Origin of the sequence: Streptomyces flavovariabilis (assembly GCF_000725785.1) — a bacterium.
GTDB lineage: Bacteria > Actinomycetota > Actinomycetes > Streptomycetales > Streptomycetaceae > Streptomyces > Streptomyces hawaiiensis.
Genome location: NZ_JNXD01000018.1, coordinates 130,238 through 151,660 on the forward strand (window position 1 = coordinate 130,238; position 21,423 = coordinate 151,660).

21 protein-coding genes and 1 tRNA gene are annotated in these 21,423 nt (G+C 70.6%); 12 read left to right on the plus strand and 10 right to left on the minus strand.

All coding sequences use genetic code 11. The features are described 5' to 3' along the window. The first annotated feature begins 203 nt into the window (after positions 1 to 203). The 5 genes from acs to IO24_RS46695 all read left to right on the plus strand — a co-directional run bounded on the left by acs (position 204) and on the right by IO24_RS46695 (position 5,657). Positions 204 to 2,159 carry an acetate--CoA ligase gene (acs, locus tag IO24_RS0128415; protein ID WP_031140413.1) on the plus strand — a complete coding sequence of 652 codons (1,956 nt, stop codon included), beginning with the start codon at positions 204 to 206 and terminating at the stop codon, positions 2,157 to 2,159. 192 nt (positions 2,160 to 2,351) lie between these two features. Beyond that, positions 2,352 to 3,788 carry a Na+/H+ antiporter NhaA gene (gene nhaA / locus IO24_RS0128420; protein ID WP_031140415.1) on the plus strand — a complete coding sequence of 479 codons (1,437 nt, stop codon included), beginning with the start codon at positions 2,352 to 2,354 and terminating at the stop codon, positions 3,786 to 3,788. Positions 3,789 to 3,909: 121 nt separating this feature from the next. Then, positions 3,910 to 4,398, plus strand: a complete 489-nt coding sequence (locus IO24_RS0128425; protein ID WP_031140417.1) for a phage holin family protein — start codon at positions 3,910 to 3,912, stop codon at positions 4,396 to 4,398. Next, a complete protein-coding gene (locus tag IO24_RS0128430) occupies positions 4,395 to 5,348 on the plus strand; it encodes an alpha/beta fold hydrolase (protein WP_031140419.1) in 954 nt (317 codons plus the stop codon). The genes IO24_RS0128425 and IO24_RS0128430 overlap by 4 nt, the downstream gene beginning before the upstream one ends. Before the next feature lie 126 nt (positions 5,349 to 5,474). After that, positions 5,475 to 5,657, plus strand: coding sequence for a hypothetical protein (locus IO24_RS46695; protein WP_078899401.1), 183 nt, complete (start codon positions 5,475 to 5,477; stop codon positions 5,655 to 5,657). A gap of 51 nt (positions 5,658 to 5,708) precedes the next feature. On the opposite strand, the gene IO24_RS0128435 is transcribed toward IO24_RS46695, so the two are convergent. From IO24_RS0128435 to nth, 3 genes are all read right to left on the minus strand, one after another. Continuing rightward, complete coding sequence (locus tag IO24_RS0128435; RefSeq protein ID WP_031140422.1) at positions 5,709 to 6,908, minus strand: MarP family serine protease; 1,200 nt, start codon at positions 6,906 to 6,908, stop codon at positions 5,709 to 5,711. A 13-nt stretch (positions 6,909 to 6,921) separates the two neighbouring features. Continuing rightward, positions 6,922 to 7,617 carry an NUDIX hydrolase gene (locus IO24_RS0128440; protein WP_031140424.1) on the minus strand — a complete coding sequence of 232 codons (696 nt, stop codon included), beginning with the start codon at positions 7,615 to 7,617 and terminating at the stop codon, positions 6,922 to 6,924. Positions 7,618 to 7,774: 157 nt separating this feature from the next. Further along, positions 7,775 to 8,809 (minus strand): endonuclease III, encoded by a 1,035-nt coding sequence (gene nth, locus IO24_RS0128445; RefSeq protein ID WP_078899402.1) that lies wholly within the window; start codon positions 8,807 to 8,809, stop codon positions 7,775 to 7,777. Positions 8,810 to 9,144: 335 nt separating this feature from the next. Between nth and IO24_RS0128455 the strand changes: the two genes are divergently transcribed. After that, complete coding sequence (locus tag IO24_RS0128455; RefSeq protein ID WP_020129286.1) at positions 9,145 to 9,819, plus strand: Crp/Fnr family transcriptional regulator; 675 nt, start codon at positions 9,145 to 9,147, stop codon at positions 9,817 to 9,819. Between the two features lie 72 nt (positions 9,820 to 9,891). Here IO24_RS0128455 and IO24_RS0128460 read toward each other — a convergent pair whose 3' ends face one another. The 4 genes from IO24_RS0128460 to sp36 form a co-directional block, all read right to left on the minus strand. Further along, entirely contained in the window at positions 9,892 to 10,722 is an 831-nt protein-coding gene (locus tag IO24_RS0128460) for an MBL fold metallo-hydrolase (RefSeq protein WP_031140432.1), read from the minus strand. Beyond that, positions 10,719 to 11,588, minus strand: a complete 870-nt coding sequence (locus IO24_RS0128465; protein ID WP_031140434.1) for an NUDIX hydrolase — start codon at positions 11,586 to 11,588, stop codon at positions 10,719 to 10,721. Before IO24_RS0128465 ends, IO24_RS0128460 begins: the two co-directional genes overlap by 4 nt. 81 nt (positions 11,589 to 11,669) lie before the next feature. After that, entirely contained in the window at positions 11,670 to 12,131 is a 462-nt protein-coding gene (locus IO24_RS0128470) for a RidA family protein (RefSeq protein ID WP_031115991.1), read from the minus strand. Beyond that, positions 12,131 to 12,289 carry a Sp36 family protein gene (gene sp36, locus IO24_RS44630; protein ID WP_097218487.1) on the minus strand — a complete coding sequence of 53 codons (159 nt, stop codon included), beginning with the start codon at positions 12,287 to 12,289 and terminating at the stop codon, positions 12,131 to 12,133. The genes IO24_RS0128470 and sp36 overlap by 1 nt, the downstream gene beginning before the upstream one ends. 107 nt (positions 12,290 to 12,396) lie before the next feature. Between sp36 and bagA the strand changes: the two genes are divergently transcribed. Further along, a complete protein-coding gene (gene bagA, locus IO24_RS0128480) occupies positions 12,397 to 13,374 on the plus strand; it encodes an ATPase BagA (RefSeq protein ID WP_031140438.1) in 978 nt (325 codons plus the stop codon). A gap of 50 nt (positions 13,375 to 13,424) precedes the next feature. After that, positions 13,425 to 14,822, plus strand: a complete 1,398-nt coding sequence (gene bagB / locus IO24_RS0128485) for an ATPase BagB (protein WP_199808865.1) — start codon at positions 13,425 to 13,427, stop codon at positions 14,820 to 14,822. A gap of 121 nt (positions 14,823 to 14,943) precedes the next feature. On the opposite strand, the gene wblA is transcribed toward bagB, so the two are convergent. Further along, positions 14,944 to 15,282: a transcriptional regulator WblA gene (wblA, locus tag IO24_RS45775; protein ID WP_030846174.1), complete on the minus strand. Its 339-nt coding sequence runs from the start codon at positions 15,280 to 15,282 to the stop codon at positions 14,944 to 14,946. Between the two features lie 408 nt (positions 15,283 to 15,690). Between wblA and IO24_RS0128495 the strand changes: the two genes are divergently transcribed. Beyond that, a complete protein-coding gene (locus tag IO24_RS0128495; protein ID WP_031140442.1) occupies positions 15,691 to 17,991 on the plus strand; it encodes a transglycosylase domain-containing protein in 2,301 nt (766 codons plus the stop codon). 137 nt (positions 17,992 to 18,128) lie between these two features. Here IO24_RS0128495 and IO24_RS0128500 read toward each other — a convergent pair whose 3' ends face one another. Then, positions 18,129 to 18,593, minus strand: a complete 465-nt coding sequence (locus IO24_RS0128500) for a GatB/YqeY domain-containing protein (RefSeq protein ID WP_031140444.1) — start codon at positions 18,591 to 18,593, stop codon at positions 18,129 to 18,131. A 136-nt stretch (positions 18,594 to 18,729) separates the two neighbouring features. Here IO24_RS0128500 and IO24_RS0128505 point away from each other — a divergent pair, with 136 nt between their 5' ends. From IO24_RS0128505 to IO24_RS0128515, 3 genes are all read left to right on the plus strand, one after another. Continuing rightward, positions 18,730 to 19,668: a metallophosphoesterase gene (locus tag IO24_RS0128505; protein ID WP_031140446.1), complete on the plus strand. Its 939-nt coding sequence runs from the start codon at positions 18,730 to 18,732 to the stop codon at positions 19,666 to 19,668. Positions 19,669 to 19,874: 206 nt separating this feature from the next. After that, positions 19,875 to 20,645 (plus strand): Pr6Pr family membrane protein, encoded by a 771-nt coding sequence (locus IO24_RS0128510; RefSeq protein ID WP_031140448.1) that lies wholly within the window; start codon positions 19,875 to 19,877, stop codon positions 20,643 to 20,645. Between the two features lie 47 nt (positions 20,646 to 20,692). Continuing rightward, positions 20,693 to 20,766, plus strand: a tRNA-Pro gene (locus IO24_RS0128515). Between the two features lie 64 nt (positions 20,767 to 20,830). Here IO24_RS0128515 and IO24_RS0128520 read toward each other — a convergent pair. Continuing rightward, on the minus strand, positions 20,831 to 21,370 hold the full coding sequence (locus IO24_RS0128520; protein ID WP_031140450.1) for a Pycsar system effector family protein: 540 nt from the start codon (positions 21,368 to 21,370) through the stop codon (positions 20,831 to 20,833). Positions 21,371 to 21,423 lie beyond the last annotated feature (53 nt).

Genomic DNA, 21,423 nt, shown 5'->3' on the forward strand with positions numbered 1-21,423 from the left:
TCCGCGCTTCGGCGACCCGGGTGACGGGCAGCACACGCAGTGAACTTTCCCTGGTCGGCGTCCGTGGGTACGGATGACCCCGGTCCCCGACAGCACCGTCCGACAGGTCTAAACCAATCGGCGGTCGGCCCTTGTCATCGCACCCCCGGGTCTGATGAGCTGTGGCCTGGGACACAACGGACACCCTGGGAAAGGCAGATGCCGTGAGCAACGAAAGCCTGGCCAACCTGCTCAAGGAAGAGCGCAGGTTCGCACCCCCCGCCGACCTGGCCGCGAACGCCAACGTCACCGCGGAGGCGTATGAACAGGCCAAGGCTGACAGGCTCGGCTTCTGGGCCGAGCAGGCCCGTCGGCTGACCTGGGCCAAGGAGCCCACCGAGACCCTCGACTGGTCGAACCCGCCGTTCGCCAAGTGGTTCAAGGACGGCGAACTCAACGTCGCCTACAACTGCGTCGACCGGCACGTGGAGGCCGGCCACGGCGACCGGGTCGCCATCCACTTCGAGGGCGAACCCGGCGACAGCCGCGCGATCACCTACGCCGAGCTGAAGGACGAGGTCTCCAAGGCCGCCAACGCCCTGCTGGAGCTGGGAGTTCAGGCGGGCGACCGGGTCGCCGTCTACATGCCGATGATCCCCGAGACGGCGATCGCGATGCTGGCCTGCGCCCGGATCGGCGCCGCCCACTCGGTCGTCTTCGGCGGCTTCTCCTCGGACGCGCTCGCCACCCGCATCCAGGATGCCGACGCGCGCGTGATCATCACCTCCGACGGCGGCTACCGGCGCGGCAAGCCGTCCGCGCTGAAGCCGGCGGTGGACGAGGCCGTCGAGAAGGCGGGCATCGTCGAGCACGTCCTGGTCGTGCGCCGCACGGGCCAGGAGGTCGCCTTCACCGAGGGCCGCGACGTGTGGTGGCACGATGTGGTGGGACGGCAGAGCGCCGAGCACACCCCGCAGGCGTTCGACGCCGAGCACCCGCTGTTCATCCTCTACACCTCGGGCACCACGGGCAAGCCGAAGGGCATCCTGCACACCTCCGGCGGCTACCTCACGCAGACCGCCTACACCCACCACGCCGTCTTCGACCTCAAGCCGGAGACCGACGTCTACTGGTGCACCGCCGACGTCGGCTGGGTCACCGGCCACTCATACATCGTCTACGGCCCGCTGGCGAACGGCGCCACACAGGTCATGTACGAGGGCACGCCCGACACCCCGCACCAGGGCCGCTTCTGGGAGATCGTGCAGAAGTACGGCGTGACGATCCTCTACACCGCGCCGACCGCGATCCGTACGTTCATGAAGTGGGGCGACGACATCCCCGCCAAGTTCGACCTGTCCAGCCTGCGGGTGCTGGGCTCGGTGGGCGAGCCGATCAACCCCGAGGCGTGGATCTGGTACCGCAAGAACATCGGCGGCGACCGCACCCCGGTCGTGGACACCTGGTGGCAGACCGAGACCGGCGCGATGATGATCACCCCGCTGCCGGGCGTGACCGCCACCAAGCCCGGCTCCGCGCAGACGCCGCTGCCCGGCATCGCCGCGACGGTCGTGGACGACGAGGCCAACGAGGTACCCAACGGCGGGGGCGGCTACCTGGTGCTGACGGAGCCGTGGCCGTCGATGCTGCGCACCATCTGGGGCGACGACCAGCGGTTCATCGACACCTACTGGTCGCGCTTCGAGGGCAAGTACTTCGCCGGTGACGGCGCCAAGAAGGACGACGACGGCGACATCTGGCTGCTGGGCCGGGTCGACGACGTCATGCTCGTCTCCGGGCACAACATCTCCACCACCGAGGTCGAGTCCGCGCTGGTCTCCCACCCCTCGGTCGCCGAGGCGGCCGTGGTCGGAGCGGCGGACGAGACGACCGGGCAGGCGATCGTCGCGTTCGTGATCCTGCGCGGTACGGCCTCGGAGACCGAGACCCTGGTCAGCGAGCTGCGCGCCCATGTCGGCAACGCCCTGGGCCCGATCGCCAAGCCCAAGCGGATCCTGCCGGTGGCCGAGCTGCCCAAGACCCGCTCCGGCAAGATCATGCGCCGTCTGCTGCGGGACGTCGCCGAGAACCGCCAGCTGGGTGACGTCACCACGCTGACCGACTCCACGGTCATGGCCCTCATCCAGGACAAGTTGCCGGCCGCCCCCAGCGAGGACTGAGTGGCATAGCGGAACCGGCGAAGGGCACCCGGCAGACGGCACGCCGGGTGCCCTTGTGGCGCCCGTGGTGTGATCGCCGGGTACGCTCGGCGCACACGTTCAGCTGAACCAAGCAAAACAACTGCTCCATGGTGCGCCGGGAAGTCTGGTCGGCATGTGTTCCGCCCTGCCCACCGACCGGAGGTCTCCCCCGTGACCGCGCCCCGCTCCACCACCGCCCGCAAAGTCCTCGGCCGGCTCTCGCTGCCCGAGCGGAACTATGTGGCGAACGCGCTGCGCACGGAGACCGTGGGTGGGGTGCTGCTGCTCGCCGCCGCGGTCATCGCGCTGCTCTGGGCGAACATCCCCGCGCTGCGCGGCAGCTACGACAGTGTCTCCCACTTCCACCTGGGCCCCGCCGCCCTCGGCCTCGACCTGTCCGTCGCGCACTGGGCCGCCGACGGACTGCTGGCGGTCTTCTTCTTCGTCGCCGGGATCGAGCTCAAGCGGGAACTCGTGGCGGGCGACCTGCGCGACCCGAAAGCCGCCGCGCTCCCTGTCGTCGCCGCGCTGTGCGGCATGGCCGTACCGGCGCTCGTCTACACCGTCACCGCCGTCGCCGGCGGTGGCTCCCTGGCCGGCTGGGCCGTGCCGACCGCGACCGACATCGCCTTCGCGCTCGCCGTGCTCGCCGTCATCGGCACCTCCCTGCCGAGCGCGCTGCGGGCCTTCCTGCTCACGCTCGCCGTCGTCGACGACCTCTTCGCGATCCTGATCATCGCGGTGTTCTTCACCGCCGAGCTGAACTTCGCCGCGCTCGGCGGCGCCGTCGCGGGGCTGGTGCTCTTCTGGCTGCTGCTGCGCAAGGGCGTACGCGGCTGGTACCTGTACGTGCCGCTCGCACTCGTCATCTGGGCGCTGATGTACAACAGCGGCGTCCACGCCACCGTTGCCGGCGTCGCCATGGGCCTGATGCTGCGCTGCCACCGCCACGAGGGCGAGGACCGCTCCCCCGGCGAGCACATCGAGCACCTCGTACGGCCCCTGTCCGCGGGGCTGGCCGTTCCGCTGTTCGCACTGTTCAGCGCGGGCGTCGCGGTGTCCGGCGGGGCGCTCGCCGACGTGTTCACCGAGCCCGAGACCCTCGGCGTCGTCCTCGGGCTCGTCGTCGGCAAGGCGCTCGGCATCTTCGGCGGCACGTGGCTGGCGGCCCGATTCACCCGCGCCTCGCTCAGTGACGACCTCGCCTGGGCGGACGTGTTCGCCGTGGCGGCCCTCGCCGGCATCGGATTCACGGTGTCGCTGCTCATCGACGAACTCGCCTTCGCCGGCGACCAGACGCTGACGAACCAGGTCAAGGCTGCCGTCCTGCTGGGATCGCTCATCGCCGCGACACTCGCGACCGTCCTGCTGAAGTTGCGGAACGCCAAGTACCGCCGCCTGTGGGAGGAAGAGGAGCGCGACGAGGACGCCGACGGCGTCCCGGACGTCTACGAGGAGGACGACCCGGCGTACCACCTGCGGCTCGCCGCCCTCTACGAGCGCAAGGCCGTCGAACACCGCCGCATCGCCCAGGAGAAGGCAGCGGCGCGCCACGGGCTTGCCGAAGTACCGGGCGGGGCAGGCGATGACCACCACCGTCCGGCATGATCTGACGAGACGGTACAAAAGACGGGACCGTACGCAGTCATGCCGTGCGCAGTCGGACGACTGTGCACGAGTCAGGCAGAAGACGCGGACATCGGACCGTACGCAGAAGAGGGAGACCGCGATGAGCGCACCCGACGGCAGCCCGGTCGGCGCCGAACGCAGCATCGGCCAGCTGTTCGCCACGGCGACAGCGGAAATGTCGGCGCTGGTGCACGACGAGATCGCGCTGGCGAAGGCGCAGCTCAAGCAGGACGTGAAGCGCGGCGCGACCAGCGGCGGCGCCTTCTCGGCGGCCGGCGCGGTGTTGATCTTCTCCCTGCCGATGCTGAATTTCGCGCTGGCGTACGGCATCCGCACCTGGAGCGACTGGAACCTCGCGGTCTGCTTCCTGCTGTCGTTCGCGGCGAACGTGCTGGTCGCGCTCGTCCTCGCGCTGGTCGGCATCGTCTTCGCGAAGAAGGCCAAGAAGAGCAAGGGCCCGCAGAAGGTCGCCGCGTCGATGAAGGAGACCGCGGTCGTGCTGCAGAAGGCCAAGCCGCACCCGCGGCCGGAGCTCCCGCGGGACCGGGTCCCCGAGGCCATCGAGGCTGTGGCACGCTCGTCATCATGACGGGCTCCTCCATCCCTCCGGGGCAATCACCTCCGGCACCACCGGCTCCGGCCGTCCTGCTGGACGGCCCCTGGAGCCATCGCGACGTCGCCGCCAACGGCGCCCGCTTCCACATCGCCGAGCTGGGCGACGGCCCACTGGTGCTGCTGCTGCACGGCTTCCCGCAGTTCTGGTGGACCTGGCGGCACCAGCTGGTGGCACTCGCCGACGCGGGCTTCCGGGCCGTCGCCATGGACCTGCGGGGCGTCGGCGGCAGCGACCGCACGCCGCGCGGCTACGACCCCGCCAACCTCGCGCTCGACGTCACCGGCGTCATCCGCTCCCTCGGCGAGCCGGATGCCGCGCTGGTCGGCCACGACCTGGGCGGATATCTCGCGTGGACGGCGGCCGCGATGCGCCCCAAGCTGGTGCGGCGGCTGGCCGTCGAGTCCATGCCGCACCCGCGGCGCTGGCGCTCGGCCATGCTGAGAGACGTCAAGCAGACCCGCGCCGGTTCACACATCTGGGGGTTCCAGCGGCCCTGGATCCCGGAGCGGCAGCTCACCGCCGACGACGGGGCGCTCGTGGCAGAGCTGATCCAGGAGTGGTCCGGGCCGCGCCCGCCCGAGGACGAGACGCTGGAGACGTACCGCCGCGCCATGTGCATCCCCTCCGCGGCGCACTGCGCGGTCGAGCCGTACCGCTGGATGGTGCGCTCCCTGGCCCGCCCGGACGGCATCCAGTTCAACCGGCGGATGAAACGGCCCGTGCGGGTGCCGACCCTCCATCTGCACGGCTCGCTCGACCCCGTGATGCGCACGCGCAGCGCGGCCGGCTCCGGCGAGTACGTCGAAGCCCCCTACCGGTGGCGCCTGTTCGACGGCCTCGGTCACTTCCCGCACGAGGAGGACCCGGTCGCGTTCTCCTCGGAACTCATCAACTGGCTGCGGGATCCCGAACCCGACCGGTGACCGACCGCCCCGCCCGGTACCGGCACGTGAACGCTTGTCCTACGAACGGCCAATTGCCTGGCGCATAGGCCAATTGGACGTCCGGGGAGCGGTTATCGACCATGGGGCGGGGGCACACGTCGGGGTATGGGCTGGACGCACGACTACAGTGACGCAACCCGCAATCGCCGCTCGGCGGGCGGTGCGAACCCCCACCGGCGAAGCGGCACACCGCAGATGGTGACCGCGGACCCCAGGGTCGGGATTCCGCGCATCCTCCGCCGCCGGGCCCGCTGGGTCTCCGTACGTCTGCGTCCCACACGCGACTGAGGCGTCACCCGCGCGAGTGACGCCCCGACACCTCCCGCTCCAGGACCGCTCCTAGAGCGCGCAGCTGTCGCTGCCCACCTGCTGGTTGGCGGTGCGCCCCTTGGCGATGTCCTCCTGGATCTCGTCCACGGTCAGCGCGTATCCCGTCTCGGCGTCGTCGAGCGACTTGGCGAAGACGACGCCGTAGACCCTGCCGTCGGGTGTGAGCAGCGGGCCGCCGGAGTTGCCCTGGCGGACGGTCGCGAAGAGGGAGTAGACATCGCGGCGGACCGTGCCGCGGTGGTAGATGTCCGGGCCGTTGGCCGTGATGCGGCCACGCACGCGTGCGGCCCGCACGTCGTACGCCCCGTTCTCCGGGAAGCCCGCGACGATCGCGCTGTCGCTGCTGCTCGCGTCCTTCTCGGTGAACCGCAGCGCGGGCGCCTTGAGATTCGGCACATCAAGGACGGCGATGTCGCGCCGCCAGTCGTAGAGCACGACCTTGGCGTCGTACTTCCTGCCCTCGCCGCCTATCTGCACGGTCGGCTCGTCGACGCCGCCCACCACATGCGCGTTGGTCATCACGCGGCGGTCGGAGAAGACAAAGCCGGTGCCCTCCAGGACCTTGCCGCAGCTGGGGGCCGTGCCCATGACCTTGACGATGGAGCGCTGGGCGCGGGTCGCCACCGGGCTGCCGGCCAGCGCCTGGTCCGGGGGCCGGACGTCGGTGATCGGCTCGTTGGAGAACGGGCTGAAGACCTGCGGGAAGCCGTTCTGCGCGAGGACGGAGGAGAAGTCCGCGAACCAGGTGGCCGCCTGGTCCGGCAGAGCCTGCGAGACGCCCAGCAGCACCTTGGAGTTGCGGACCTCCTTGCCGAGCGTCGGCAGCGTCGTGCCCGCGAGGGCCGAGCCGATCAGCCAGGCGACCAGGAGCATCGCCACGACGTTGACCAGGGCGCCGCCGGTGGCGTCGAGGGCCCGGGCCGGGGACCAGACGATGTGCCGGCGCAGCTTGTTGCCGAGGTGGGTGGTGAGGGCCTGGCCGACGGAGGCGCAGACGATGACGACGACGACCGCGACGACGGCGGCGGTCGTGCTCACCTCCGCGTTGTCCGTCAGCGCGTCCCAGATGACGGGCAGCACGTAGACGGCGACGAGGCCGCCGCCCAGGAAGCCGATCACCGACAGGATGCCGACGACGAACCCCTGGCGGTACCCCACGACCGCGAACCACACGGCGGCGACCAGCAACAAGATGTCCAGCACGTTCACGGAGGCCACCCTGTCATGCGCGCCAGTCGAGCGGGACCTGCTTCTCGCGGTCCCAGGGCCGCTCCCAGCCCGCAAAGTGCAGCAGCCGGTCGATGATTCCGGCCGTGAAACCCCACACAAGGGCCGATTCGACCAGAAATGCCGGACCTCGGTGGCCGCTGGGGTGGACGGTCGTCGCCCGGTTGGCGGGATCCGTGAGATCCACCACGGGGACGGTGAAGACCCTGGCGGTCTCGTTCGGATCGACGACTCCGACCGGGCTCGGTTCCCGCCACCAGCCCAGCACGGGAGTGACGACGAAGCCGCTGACCGGGATGTAGAGCCGGGGCAGCACGCCGAACAGCTGGACGCCGGAGGGGTCTAGGCCGGTCTCCTCCTCCGCCTCGCGCAGGGCTGCCCGCAGCGGGCCGTCGCCCTTCGGGTCACCGTCCTCCGGGTCGAGGGCGCCGCCCGGGAACGAGGGCTGCCCGGCGTGCGAGCGCAGGGAGCTCGCACGCTCCATGAGCAGCAGCTCCGGCCCGTGCGTGCCCTCGCCGAACAGGACCAGCACGGCGGACTGGCGCCCGGCGCCGTCCTCCGGCGGCAGGAACCGGCTCAGCTGGCTCGGCCGGACCGTCTCCACGGCGTGCACCACCGGGTCCAGCCAGCCGGGCAGCCCGGCCTTGCTCAACACCACCGGGCCGCCCTGTGTGTCGCTCGCCCGCGTCATCGCCACCCCCGTCGTCCTGCCGCATCCAACGCGCGACGGCCCTGGGATCGTTCCGCGGACGCCCGGGAACCCCTGAACGGACGGCGCGTCGGACTCTTCGGGTGGCGCATCGGGGCGCTCGGGTGGCGCAGCGGATGCTTCGGGCGGCTCGCGCGGCTCATCCGGCCCCCAGCGGCGGCGCCGGTTTGCCGCCCGCGTCCAGGTAGGCCTGTGGGGGCTTCAGCCGCTGGCCGGGGAAGCCGCCCTTCTCGTACTTGAGGAGCTTCTTCGCCTTCTCCGGGTCGGTCTCACCCTCGCCGTACGCCGGGCACAGCGGGGCGATCGGGCAGGCCCCGCACGCGGGCTTACGGGCGTGGCAGATGCGGCGGCCGTGCCAGATCACGTGGTGCGAGAGATCCGTCCAGTCACTCTTCGGGAAGAGCGCGCCGACGGCGGCCTCGATCTTGTCCGGGTCTGTCTCGCCGGTCCACTGCCAGCGGCGCACCAGGCGCTGGAAGTGCGTGTCCACGGTGATGCCGGGGCGGCCGAAGGCGTTGCCGAGCACGACGAACGCGGTCTTGCGGCCGACGCCGGGCAACTTGACCAGGTCCTCCAGCCGGCCGGGCACCTCACCGCCGAAATCCTCGACCAGGGCCTTCGACAGCCCTATGACCGACTTCGTCTTGGCCCGGAAGAAGCCGCACGGGCGGAGGATCTCCTCCACCTCCTCGGGGTTGGCGGCGGCCAGGTCCTCCGGGGTCGGGTACTTGGCGAAGAGGGAGGGTGTCGTCTGGTTGACGCGCAGGTCGGTCGTCTGGGCGGACAGGACCGTGGCGACGACCAGTTGGAAGGGGTTCTCGAAGTCCAGCTCGGGGTGCGCGTACGGAAAGACCTCGGCGAGCTCGCGGTTGATACGGCGGGCCCGGCGGACCAGGGCGGTACGCGACTCGTCACCCGGTGGGTGGACGACGGTCTTCGCGGGGGCGGTGCCCTTGAGGCGGGCGGTGGCCTTCTTGGGCGCGACCGCGACCTTCCTGGCCGCGGGCGCCTTCTTCACGGCGGCACCCTTCGAGGCCTTCTTCGCGGCAGCGGCCGCAGAGGTCTCGGAAGCAGCCTTCTTCACGGACGCGGCCTTCGTCGCGGACACCGCCTTCTTCGCAGATGTCGCCTTCTTCGCGGACGCGGGCTTCTTCGCGGACGCGGCCTTCTTCACTGGTTCCGTCTTGTTCTGTTTCGTCGTTTTCCTACCGCCAACGGGGCTCTGTTCGCCCACAGCGGAATCGCGACGTACAACCACCCGCGCAGCTCCCTCGGCCTGTGCTCTCACCGGCGATTTGGACACCCGGCCAGCCTAAGGCCCGGCACGGACATCCGCCCCGGCCCCTGAAGATCGGCGCCCAATTGGACCCCTGCCGCGTACCCCGGGACACGTGTGCGGCATCCTTGTGACAGATCACACTGTTTGGACCGCCCGACAAAATGGGCACCACGGTCCCTCGGTACACGGGGGAGCAATATCCCCTGAGCAGGTCGACAAGGAGAGAACTCGTGGACGACGTTCTGCGGCGCAATCCGCTCTTCGCGGCGCTCGATGACGAGCAGGCCGCGGAGCTCCGCGCCTCCATGAGTGAGGTGACCCTCGCCCGCGGTGACTCGCTGTTCCATGAGGGCGACCCCGGTGACCGCCTGTACGTGGTCACGGAGGGCAAGGTGAAGCTCCACCGCACGTCCCCCGACGGCCGCGAGAACATGCTGGCCGTGGTCGGCCCCAGCGAGCTCATCGGCGAGCTGTCGCTGTTCGACCCGGGCCCGCGCACCGCGACCGCCACGGCACTGACCGAGGTCAAGCTGCTCGGCCTCGGCCACGGCGACCTCCAGCCCTGGCTGAACGCCCGCCCGGAGGTGGCCACGGCGCTCCTGCGCGCCGTCGCGCGCCGGCTGCGCAAGACCAACGACGCGATGTCCGACCTCGTCTTCTCGGATGTCCCGGGCCGTGTCGCCCGCGCCCTGCTCGACCTGTCACGCCGGTTCGGCGTGCAGTCCGAGGAGGGCATCCACGTCGTGCACGACCTCACGCAGGAGGAGCTGGCCCAACTGGTCGGCGCGTCCCGCGAGACGGTCAACAAGGCCCTCGCGGACTTCGCCCAGCGCGGCTGGCTGCGTCTGGAAGCCCGCGCGGTGATCCTCCTGGACGTGGAGCGCCTCGCCAAGCGCTCACGCTGACCGCACACCTGGCCGACGTCATCGGGCCCCGTCTCATCACGAGACGGGGCCCGACGTCGATTCCACGCACGGTCAGATGAGCCCGTGCTCCTCCAGGTAGTCCAGCTGCGCCCGTACCGACAGTTCCGCGGCCGGCCACAGGGAGCGGTCCACGTCCGCGTAGACGTGGGCGACGACCTGCCCGGGGGTGCGGTAGCCGTCCTCGACGGCCGTCTCGACCTGGGCGAGACGGTGGGCGCGGTGGGCGAGGTAGTACTCGACGACGCCCTGGGCGTCGTCCAGGACCGGACCGTGGCCGGGCAGGACCGTGTGGACGCCGTCGTCGACCGTGAGGGAGCGCAGGCGCCGCAGGGAGTCCAGGTAGTCGCCGAGGCGGCCGTCGGGGTGGGCCACGACCGTCGTGCCACGGCCGAGGATCGTGTCGCCGGTGAGCACCGCCCGGTCGGCCGGGAGGTGGAAGGAGAGGGAGTCGGCGGTGTGACCGGGGGTCGGTACGACGCGCAGCTCCAGCCCGCCGGTGGTGATCACGTCCCCGGCAGCCAGGCCCTCGTCGCCCAGCCGCAGTGCCGGGTCCAGGGCACGCACGCGCGTGCCGGTCAGTTCGGCGAACCGGGCGGCGCCCTCCGCGTGATCGGGATGGCCGTGGGTCAGCAGGGTCAGAGCGACGCGCTTGCCGGCCTGCTCGGCCGTGGCGACGACCTGGCGCAGGTGCCCGTCGTCCAGCGGACCCGGGTCGACCACCACGGCCAGGTCCGAGTCCGGCTCGGAGAGGATCCAGGTGTTCGTGCCGTCCAGGGTCATCGCCGACGCGTTGGGGGCCAGGACGTTGACGGCCCGCGTGGTGGCGGGCCCCGGGAGGACCCCGCCGCGGGGCTGGCCGGGAAGGGCTGCTGCGTCCGTCATGCGCTGGCTCCACCCGTCGCGATGTGTTTGGTGAACTCGTCGTGGCCCGGCCAGGAGAGCACGATCTCGCCGTCCACCAGGCGGGCGGTGGCCAGGACAGGCGTCAGGTCACGCCCCGGAGCGGCCTCGAGCGCCTGGGCGGCCGCCCCGTACGTCGTCAGCTGGCGCAGGGTGGCGATCGTCGGCGGCATCATCAGCAGCTCGCCCTTGTCGTACCCGGCCGCCGCCTCGCGCGGGGCGATCCACACGGTGCGGTCGGCCTCCGTGGAGGCGTTGCGGGTGCGCTGCCCCTCGGGGAGCGCGGCCACGAAGAACCAGGTGTCGTAGCGGCGGGACTCGAACTCCGGGGTGATCCAGCGGGTCCAGGCGCCGAGCAGGTCGGAGCGCAGGACCAGGCCGCGGCGGTCCAGGAATTCCGCGAAGGACAGCTCCCTCGCGACCAGGGCGGCCCGGTCCGCCTCCCAGTCGTCGCCCGTGGTGTCACGGACGACCGCGTCGGGGGCCGGCCCGGCGAGCAGCACGCCCGCCTCCTCGTACGTCTCGCGTACGGCCGCGCAGACGATCGCCTGGGCCGCCGTCTCGTCGACGCCGAGCCGGTCGGCCCACCACGCGCGCGTGGGGCCCGCCCAGCGGACGTGGTGGTCGTCGTCGCGCGGGTCGACACCGCCGCCCGGATACGCGTACGCGCCTCCGGCGAAGGCCATGGAGGCGCGTCTGCGCAGCATGTGGACGGCGACGCCGCCGCCGGTGTCCTTCAGGAGCATGACGGTGGCCGCGCGCTTGGGGGTCACCGGTGTGAGGGTGCCGGCCGCGAGTGCGCGGATGCGGTCCGGCCACTCCGGGGGGTACCACTGACCGTTCGCCATGGGCGCGAGGCTATCCCGTGACGGGCGGATGTTCGAGTGACACCGGGGACGGATTCCGCAGCTGAGGCCGTGGAAGAGGTGCTACGCGAGCTCCACCTGGATCTCGACCTCGACCGGTGCGTCCAGCGGGAGCACCGCCACGCCCACCGCGCTGCGCGCGTGCACGCCCTTGTCGCCGAGGACCTCGCCGAGCAGCTCGCTCGCACCGTTCAGCACCGCGGGCTGGCCCGTGAAGTCCGAGGCCGAGGCCACGAAGCCGACGACCTTCACCACGCGCGCGATGCGGTCCAGGTCACCGGCGACGGACTTCACGGCGGCCAGGGCGTTCAGCGCACACGTGCGTGCCAGCTCCTTGGCCTCCTCCGGGGTGACCTCGGCGCCGACCTTGCCGGTGACGGGAAGCTTGCCGTCCACCATCGGGAGCTGCCCGGCGGTGTAGACGTACGGGCCGGACTGCACGGCCGGCTGGTACGCGGCGAGCGGCGGGACCACGTCGGGCAGGCTCAGCCCGAGCTCGGCCAGCTTCGCCTCGACGGCACCCACTACTGCTTCTCCCGCTTCAGGTAGGCCACGAGCTGCTCGGGGTTGTTCGGCCCGGGCACGACCTGGACGAGCTCCCAGCCGTCCTCGCCCCAGGTGTCCAGAATCTGCTTCGTGGCGTGGACGAGCAGCGGCACAGTCGAGTATTCCCACTTGGTCATGCGGCCGACTCTAGCCGCTGCCCCACGGGGGTCACACGGCCGACCACGGCATGAGTTGTCCACAGCCTCCCGCGTAGCCCGGGCGCGGACTGGTTAGGCTCGAATACGTGAGCAGGCTCCAGGTCGTCAGCGGCAAGGGCGGTACCGGTAAGACCACGGTGGCCGCCGCACTAGCACTGGCTCTCGCCACGGAGGGGAAGCGGACGCTTCTCGTCGAGGTCGAGGGCCGTCAGGGCATCGCGCAGCTCTTCGAGACGCAGGCGCTGCCCTATGAGGAGCGGAAGATCGCCGTCGCTCCCGGGGGCGGGGAGGTGTACGCACTGGCCATCGACCCCGAACTGGCCCTTCTGGACTACCTCCAGATGTTCTACAAGCTGGGCAGCGCCGGACGGGCCCTGAAGAAACTCGGCGCGATCGACTTCGCCACCACCATCGCGCCCGGCCTCAGGGACGTCCTCCTGACCGGCAAGGCGTGCGAAGCGGTGCGCCGCAAGGAGCGCAGCGGGCGGTTCGTGTACGACTACGTCGTCATGGACGCCCCGCCGACCGGGCGGATCACGCGCTTTCTGAACGTGAACGACGAGGTGGCGGGCCTCGCCAAGATCGGCCCGATACACAATCAGGCGCAGGCCGTGATGCGGGTGCTGAAGTCGCCCGAGACGGCCGTGCACCTGGTGACGCTGCTGGAGGAGATGCCCGTCCAGGAGACCGTGGACGGCATCGCCGAGCTGCGTTCGGCTCGGCTGCCGGTGGGGCGGATCATCGTGAACATGGTCCGGCCGGAGGTGTTGGACGAGACCGATCTGGAACTCGTACGGACGGTCCCGCGTTCCACTGTCGCGCGGTCCCTGTCGTCCGCGGGGCTCGGCGGGGCGCGGCGCGGCGGGCACGCCGAGCGGCTGGTGGACCCGCTGCTCACACAGGCCGAGGAGTACGCCGAGCGGTACACGCTGGAGCACGAGCAGCGCGCGGTCCTGGCCGAGCTCGGCCTGCCGCTGCACGAACTGCCGCTGTTCACCGAGGGCATGGACCTCGCGGGGCTGTACGAGCTGGCCCGCGAGCTGCGCGAGCAGGGCGTGTCATGAGCCAGGACGGACGGGCAAGGCCCGTCATGAGTCGGAAGCAGGGGATGTCCATGAGTCCGGACCCGGCCCACCACCGTCTGTCGCCGGCGCGTCTGCTCGACATGGACCCGCTGCTGGAGGACCCGAAGACCCGCATCGTGGTCTGCTGCGGCTCGGGCGGGGTCGGCAAGACCACGACCGCGGCGGCCCTGGGGCTGCGCGCCGCCGAGCGGGGCCGCAAGGTGGTCGTCCTGACCATCGACCCGGCCCGCCGACTCGCCCAGTCCATGGGCATCGACTCCCTCGACAACACCCCGCGCCGGGTGAAGGGCATCGACGACTCCGCGGGTGGCGAGCTGCACGCGATGATGCTCGACATGAAGCGCACCTTCGACGAGATCGTCGAGGCGCACGCGGACCCCGAGCGGGCGGCCGCCATTCTGGGCAACCCCTTCTACCAGTCGCTCTCGGCGGGCTTCGCGGGCACGCAGGAGTACATGGCGATGGAGAAGCTCGGGCAGTTGCGCGCCCGGGACGAGTGGGACCTGATCGTCGTCGACACCCCGCCGTCCCGCTCGGCGCTGGACTTCCTGGACGCGCCCAAGCGGCTCGGGTCGTTCCTGGACGGGCGGCTGATCCGGCTGCTGACGGCACCGGCGAAGCTGGGCGGCCGGGCCGGCATGAAGTTCCTGAACGTCGGGATGTCGATGATGACCGGCACCCTCGGCAAGCTGCTCGGCGGTCAGCTCCTCAAGGACGTCCAGACGTTCGTGTCCGCGATGGACACGACCTTCGGCGGTTTCCGCACCCGCGCGGACGCGACGTACAAGCTGCTCCAGGCGCCCGGCACGGCGTTCCTCGTGGTCGCGGCGCCGGAGCGGGACGCGCTGCGCGAGGCCGCGTACTTCGTGGAGCGGCTGGCCGCGGAGGACATGCCGCTCGCCGGTCTTGTGCTCAACCGGGTGCACGGCAGCGGCGCCGACCGGCTGTCGGCCGAGCGGGCGCTCGCCGCCGCGGAAAATCTTGAAGAGCCCCGCATTGTGGATCAGGAGGGCGGGAAAGCAGTACTTCGTAACTCCCCCGACGCACAGGACAGTTCAGACTCTCCCACGCCCGCAACACCAGCTCAGGCTCCGGCATCGGCTCCCGAGGATGGCTCCCCCACCGAGAACACCGAAGACGCCCAGGCCACCGAGCACACCGCGGCCGCGGAGCGGTCCGTCGACCAGCTCACGGCAGGCCTGCTGAGACTGCACGCAGATCGCATGCAGTTGCTCTCCCGTGAGCAGCGCACGCGTGACCGCTTCACCGCGCTCCACCCCGAGGTGGCCGTGACGGAAGTGGCCGCGCTGCCCGGCGACGTGCACGACCTCGCGGGACTGCGCGACATCGGCGACCGGCTCGCGGCCGACGAACGCGAGCTTCCCGTCCCCGCCGACCAGCCAGAGCCGCCCGAGGCGACTGCCTGAGGGCAACCCGGCCGGAGCGCAGGGCTCCTGAGCGACGCGGAAGAGCGCGCAGGCGGCGGCGAAGGGCCCGGAAGGGGGCCCTCAGACCGACCTGGACCTGCGGAGTTCCCGGAGGGACTCCTCAGCTCACCGCCGCGTAGTTCTCGTAGATCTCGTCGTCGTCGAGGGGCAGAACACCGCACCCCCGCTCGTACTCCGTGCGCGCCGTCTCCAGCAGCCGGCGCCAGGAGGTCACCGTGGGACGCCTGCGCAGCAGTGCGCGGCGCTCCCGCTCCGTCATGCCTCCCCACACACCGAACTCGACGCGGTTGTCGAGCGCGTCGGCCAGGCACTCCGTGCGCACCGGGCATCCGGTGCACACCGCCTTGGCCCTGTTCTGCGCTGCTCCTTGAACGAACAGTTCATCCGGATCGGTAGTGCGGCAGGCCGCCTGCGCACTCCAGTCGACTACCCAGCCCATACCGGCGCCGTCCTCTCCCGAATCGAGGCTCCCCCACGGCGGCAGCGGCATATTCACCGCCGCCAGTTGAGGACGTTACGGAAGGTGGGCACAGCGCAACACCCCCTTCGGGCCCAATCTTGAATGGCCCGAACGGACTATGGGTAAGCGGCAGATCACCCGGGGGAGTGAGCTGGCGACATACGTAACCTTCCCGGCAAAGCGGGACAGTTCAGCTGCGTCACAACGGACGCCGTATGACACACAAGGCGGATTCGGACACGGCCCCACCAAAAAAGTTGGGGAACACCCAGAACGATTCGGGGTCGCCGGACGTATTGATACGTGACCTCACTGCTGTGACAGTTGAGAGCAGCTTAGGCCAAGGCCTATACGCCTGTCCGGCGAATGAGAACGTAGGCTGCCCTCATGCCAAACAAGCGCTCGGGCGGTGGTCTGTCTCCCACGCAGCAGGCCGCCAAGTTCCTCGGTGTCAGTGTCCTCGCGGGAGCCGTGCTGGCCGGCATCGCACTCCCGGCGGTGGGCGCGCTGGGACTCGCGGCCAAGGGATCGGTCGAGAGCTTCGACGAGCTCCCGGCCAACATGAAGACCCCGCCGCTGAGTCAGCGCACCACGATCCTCGACGCCGACGGCGGCCAGATCGCCACGGTCTACTCGCGCGACCGCACGGTGGTCCCCCTCAAGGACATCTCGCCGTACATGCAGAAGGCGATCGTCGCGATCGAGGACTCGCGCTTCTACCAGCACGGCGCGGTCGACCTGAAAGGCGTCCTGCGCGCCCTCAACAAGAACGCGCAGACCGGCGGAGTCTCCGAGGGTGCCTCGACCCTGACGCAGCAGTACGTGAAGAACGTCTTCGTCGAGGAGGCGGGCGACGACCCGACGAAGGTCGCGCAGGCCACCCAGCAGACCATCGGCCGCAAGATCCGCGAGCTCAAGTACGCGATCCAGGTCGAGGAGGAGCTGGGGAAGAAGAAGATCCTCGAGAACTACCTGAACATCACGTTCTTCGGTCAGCAGGCCTACGGCGTCGAGGCCGCGGCCCAGCGCTACTTCTCCCGGTCCGCCAAGGACCTCAGCCTCGAGCAGTCGGCCCTGCTCGCCGGCATCGTCCAGTCGCCCAGCCGGTACGACCCGGTCAACGACGAGGCGGAGGCCACCAAGCGCCGCAACACCGTGCTGCAGCGCATGGCGGCCGTCGGCGACATCTCCCGGGCGCAGGCCGCCGAGGCGATGAAGGCGCCGCTCGGACTGAAGGTCAGCAAGCCCAAGAACGGCTGCATCACGGCGGTCAAGGGCGCGGGCTTCTTCTGTGACTACGTGCGCGAGGTCTTCCTGACCGACCCGGTCTTCGGCAAGACCAAGGAGCAGCGCGCGAAAGTCTGGAACCAGGGCGGCCTCACCATCCGCACCACCATGGACCCGCAGGCCCAGGACGCGGCGCAGCGGTCCATCAAGGAGCACGTCTACAAGAGCGACGAGGTGGCCACCGCCGCCACCCTCGTCCAGCCCGGCACCGGCAAGGTCCTCGCCATGGGCCAGTCGCGTCCGTACGGCGTCGACACCAAGAAGGGCGAGACGACCCTCAACCTGTCCGTCGACGACCACATGGGCGGCGGCATGGGCTACCAGCCCGGTTCGACGTTCAAGCCGATCGTGGCCGCGGCGGCCATCGAGGACGGCATGCCGGCGAACAAGGTGTACTCCTCGCCCTACCAGATGGCGTACCCGAGCCCGGTCTCGGCCTGTGACGACAAGCGGTGGGTGAACGACCCCGCCAACCCGGCCAAGCTCGAGAACGAGAACTCCTCCGAGGTCGGCCCGTACGACATGCGGGAGGCGACCGCCAAGTCGGTCAACACCTACTACGTGCAGATGATCAGCGACATCGGCATCTGCCCGGTGACGACGATGGCGAAGAAGATGGGCGTCGTGCGGGCCGACGGCGACAAGATGCCGCAGGTGCCCTCGATCGCCCTCGGCACCCAGGAGATGTCCCCGCTGACCATGGCGAACGCGTACGCGACCTTCGCCTCGCGCGGCATGTACTGCACGCCGGTCGCCATAGAGTCGGCCAGCCGGCGGGTCGGCGACAAGACCACGTCGCTCCAGGTCCCGAAGTCGACCTGCTCGCGCGCGATGTCGGAGAACACCGCGGACACCATCAACACGCTGCTGAAGGGCGTGGTCGAGGACGGTACGGGCAAGAAGGCCGGCCTCGGCAGCCGCCCCAGCGCCGGCAAGACCGGTACGACGGACGAGCGCTACGCGGCCTGGTTCGTGGGCTACACGCCGAACATGGCCGGTGCCGTGTGGGTCGGCGACCCCGCGCACAAGCGGAAGATGTCCGGCATCACCATCGGCGGCCGGTCGTACGGCAAGGTCTTCGGTGGCGAGGTCCCCGGCCCGATCTGGGGCGACATGATGTCCGGCGCGCTGGAGGGCAAGCCCGTAGAGAACTTCAACACCGTCCACATCCCCGACAGCAAGCCCCGGGACCGCGGTGACGGGGACGACGGCGGCCGTGGTGACGGGGGCAACGACGACGACGGCGGCAACGGTGGCAACGACGGCTTCATCGGCGGCCTGGTCGGCGGCAACAACGGCGGAGGCGGCAGCGAGCCCACGCCTTCGTTCTCCATCCCGGAGGGCTTCTTCCGTGGCCAGGGCAACGGCGGCGGGAACGGCAACGGCGGCCGCTTCGGCTGACCCACCGGCGTGACGGACGGAAACGGCCCCTCTTCCCGTACGGGAGGAGGGGCCTCCTTCATTGCTGAGCGCTGAGCCGGGTCAACGGGTCGGCACCCGAGTCGAGCAGCCGGACGTGTCCGGGGACGGTGACCAGGTCAGCCGGCCAGCAGCTTCTTCACCGCGGCGGCGACACGGCCACCCTCGGCCTGGCCCGCTACCTTGGGGTTCACGATCTTCATGACCGCGCCCATGGCCCGGGGCCCCTCCGCACCGGCCGCCTTCGCCTCCTCGACGGCCTGGGCGACGATCTGCTGGAGCTGCTCGTCGGACAGCTGCTGCGGCAGGTACGTGGCGAGGACCTCGCCCTCCGCCTTCTCCCGCTCGGCCTGCTCGGCACGACCACCCTGCGCGAAGGCGTCGGCCGCCTCACGCCGCTTCTTCGCCTCGCGGGTGATCACCTTCTGTACCTCGTCGTCGGAGAGCTCGCGCTTCGCCTTGCCCGCGACCTCCTCCTTGGTGATCGCGGCGAGCGTCAGCCGGAGCGTCGAGGAGCGCAGCTCGTCGCGCTCCTTGATCGCAACGTTGAGGTCATCCTGCAGCTTCGACTTGAGCGTGGTCATGGGGTCGATTGTCGCAGGTGCGGGAGGAAGAACGCCCCTCGATTTACGGGGGCCACGGCCGAATGGCCGGTGCGGTCAGGCTATTTCGCGCACCGCCCGGGCACGGACCCCGCCCCGGGTCTGACACGATGGTCGTATGCGCGCGCGATACGGAGTCCCCCTGGGAATCGCGGCGGCTGGCGCCGCCGGTCTGTTGTACGCGGCGGGCTTCGAGGCCCGCTCCTTCCGCCTGCGCCGGGTGACGGTCCCGGTCCTGCCCGCGGGGATGCGCCCCCTGCGCGTGCTCCAGGTCTCCGACATCCACATGGTCGGCGGCCAGCGCAAGAAGCAGCGCTGGCTGCGGTCCCTGGCGGGCCTGCGCCCCGACTTCGTGATCAACACGGGCGACAACCTCTCCGACCCGGAGGGCGTCCCGGAGGTCTTGGACGCGCTCGGCCCCCTGATGGAGTTCCCGGGCGCGTACGTCTTCGGCTCCAACGACTACTACGGTCCCAAGCTGCGCAACCCCGCCCGCTACCTGCTCGAGAAGGCCCAGGGCCGCCACGGGCTCAACGGCAACGCGCCGGCCGAGGGCGTGGTGCACAACCCGTGGGAGGACCTACGGGACGGCTTCGACGCGGCGGGCTGGCTCAACCTGACCAACTCGCGCGGTGAGCTCAAGCTCGAGGGCGGCTCGGTGGAGCTCACGGGCCTGGACGACCCGCACATCAAGCGGGACCGCTACGCGCAGGTGGCGGGCGGCCCGTCTGAGTCGGCGGACTTCTCCATGGGCGTCGTGCACGCCCCGTACCTGCGCACCCTGGACGCCTTCACGGCCGACGCCTATCCCCTGATCCTGGCCGGCCACACCCACGGCGGCCAGCTGTGCGTCCCCTTCTACGGCGCCCTGGTCACCAACTGCGACCTGGACACGGACCGCGTGAAGGGCCTGTCCACGCACACGGCGGAGGGTCGTACGTCGTACCTGCACGTGTCGGCGGGCTGCGGCACGAACCGCTACACACCGGTCCGGTTCGCGTGCCCGCCGGAGGCCACGTTGCTGACGCTGGTGGGACGCGAGGAGCCTAGCCGGTAGCCGGTAGCCGGTAGCCGGTAGCAACGAAGGCACGGCGCCGGGCCAGGCCGGGGACCAGTCCGCGGCGCCTACCCGGATGGGCGGACCACGGTGCCGAGCCGGATGGGCGGACCACGGTGCCGACCCGGGTGGGCGGTAACAGGGTCGGTAACCCACACGGCCCTACCCACATCGCCCCTTATGTCCGTTTCTGTCAGCGTGGGGGCATGACCGCCCCGATACCCCGGGACATCCCGGACCTCCCAGCGATCCCGTTCCCGCCGGCACTGAAGCCCTCCCCGGTGCCCGCCACGGCCGTCGTCACCCCGGTCCGCCGCCCCGCGGCCGCGGCCTACCGTCTACTGATCGCCGTCGCGGCGGCAGCGGGGGTGACGCTCGAACTGCTCCTCGGCGATCCGTCCCGGGTCCTGAGCTACTTCACGATCCAGAGCAACATGCTCCTGGCGCTGGTCATGGCCCTCTCGGCCCGCCGCGCATGGACGGCCAGCCGCCCGCTCCCGGGTGCCGTGCTGGGTGCGACGCTGCTCTACGTCGTCATCGCGGCCCTGGTGCACCACCTGCTCCTGGCGAACGAGGCGAGCCCGTTCTCCCTCACGGGCGAGGCCGCCGCCCCGACGGGCTGGCAGGCCCTCTCCCACTCGGTGCTGCACACGGTGACCCCGATAGCGGCGGTACTGGACTGGCTCCTGCTCACGTCCCCCGGCCGCCTGCACCTCCGCCAGGCCAGCACCTGGCTCCTCTACCCCATGGCCTACCTGGCCTTCTGTCTCACCCGAGGCGAGCTGCTCCTCCCGGGCACCCCCGACCGCTACCTCTACCCGTTCCTGGACGTCGGCCAGGACGGTTTCAAGCGCGTCCTCGGCAACGCCCTCCTCCTGGGCCTCTCCTTCTACGCCCTGGCCGTGCTCCTGGTGGGCCTCGACCACGCCCGCCCGAACCCCATCCGCCACCGCGGCAAAACCGGATTTCGTCTCTAGCCACCGGTGGGCTAAAGTAAACGTCGTCGCCGCGACAGCAGCGACATCGGGGTGTAGCGCAGCTTGGCAGCGCGCTTCGTTCGGGACGAAGAGGTCGTGGGTTCAAATCCCGCCACCCCGACAGTAAAGTAATACGAAAGGGCCTGATCCAGTGGATCAGGCCCTTTCGGGTTGTCGCGGGTGTGTTACGCCGACGCTCCCGTCACTATGCCCAGCAGTGTGAGGGCGACGAAGGCCGTGCCCCAAACCAGTGCGTGGCGTATGCAGCGGTATTTGGTCCAGGCGGTCTGGGACAGGACCGCCAGCTGGCTCAGGTCACGGGACACCGGGTCGGTGTGTCGGACCGTTTGTTCCAGGTGTGTGAGCGACATCGCCAGCCTCGCGTCGCCGAAGTAGTGCGTGCGGGAGTGGTGGGGGTTGCCCAGCCGTGGGGTCACGGCCAGGCCCAGCAGGACAAGGGCCGGCACGCAGGCGGCGCAGCCCGCCCAGAGGAGGAACTGCGCGACCGCCGGGTAGAGGCGGGGGGCGACGACGCCGCTGCCGATCGCGCCGAGCAGGGCGGTCAGGGCCGCGCCCAGAAAGGCCAGCATCAGCCCGGCCTTGTTGTCGGCTTTCACCAGTTCCTCCCGGGCCTCGGTCAGCAGGGTCCTGGCGAGTTCCGCGCCGCGGTCGCTGCCGGTGTGGTGGTCGGGGCCGGGGTCGGGATCGCCTCCGGGTGTGGTCATGTGTCCCTCCTCCTTGCCGTCGGTGCCGGGGCGGCCGCCCCGGCGTGCGGGGC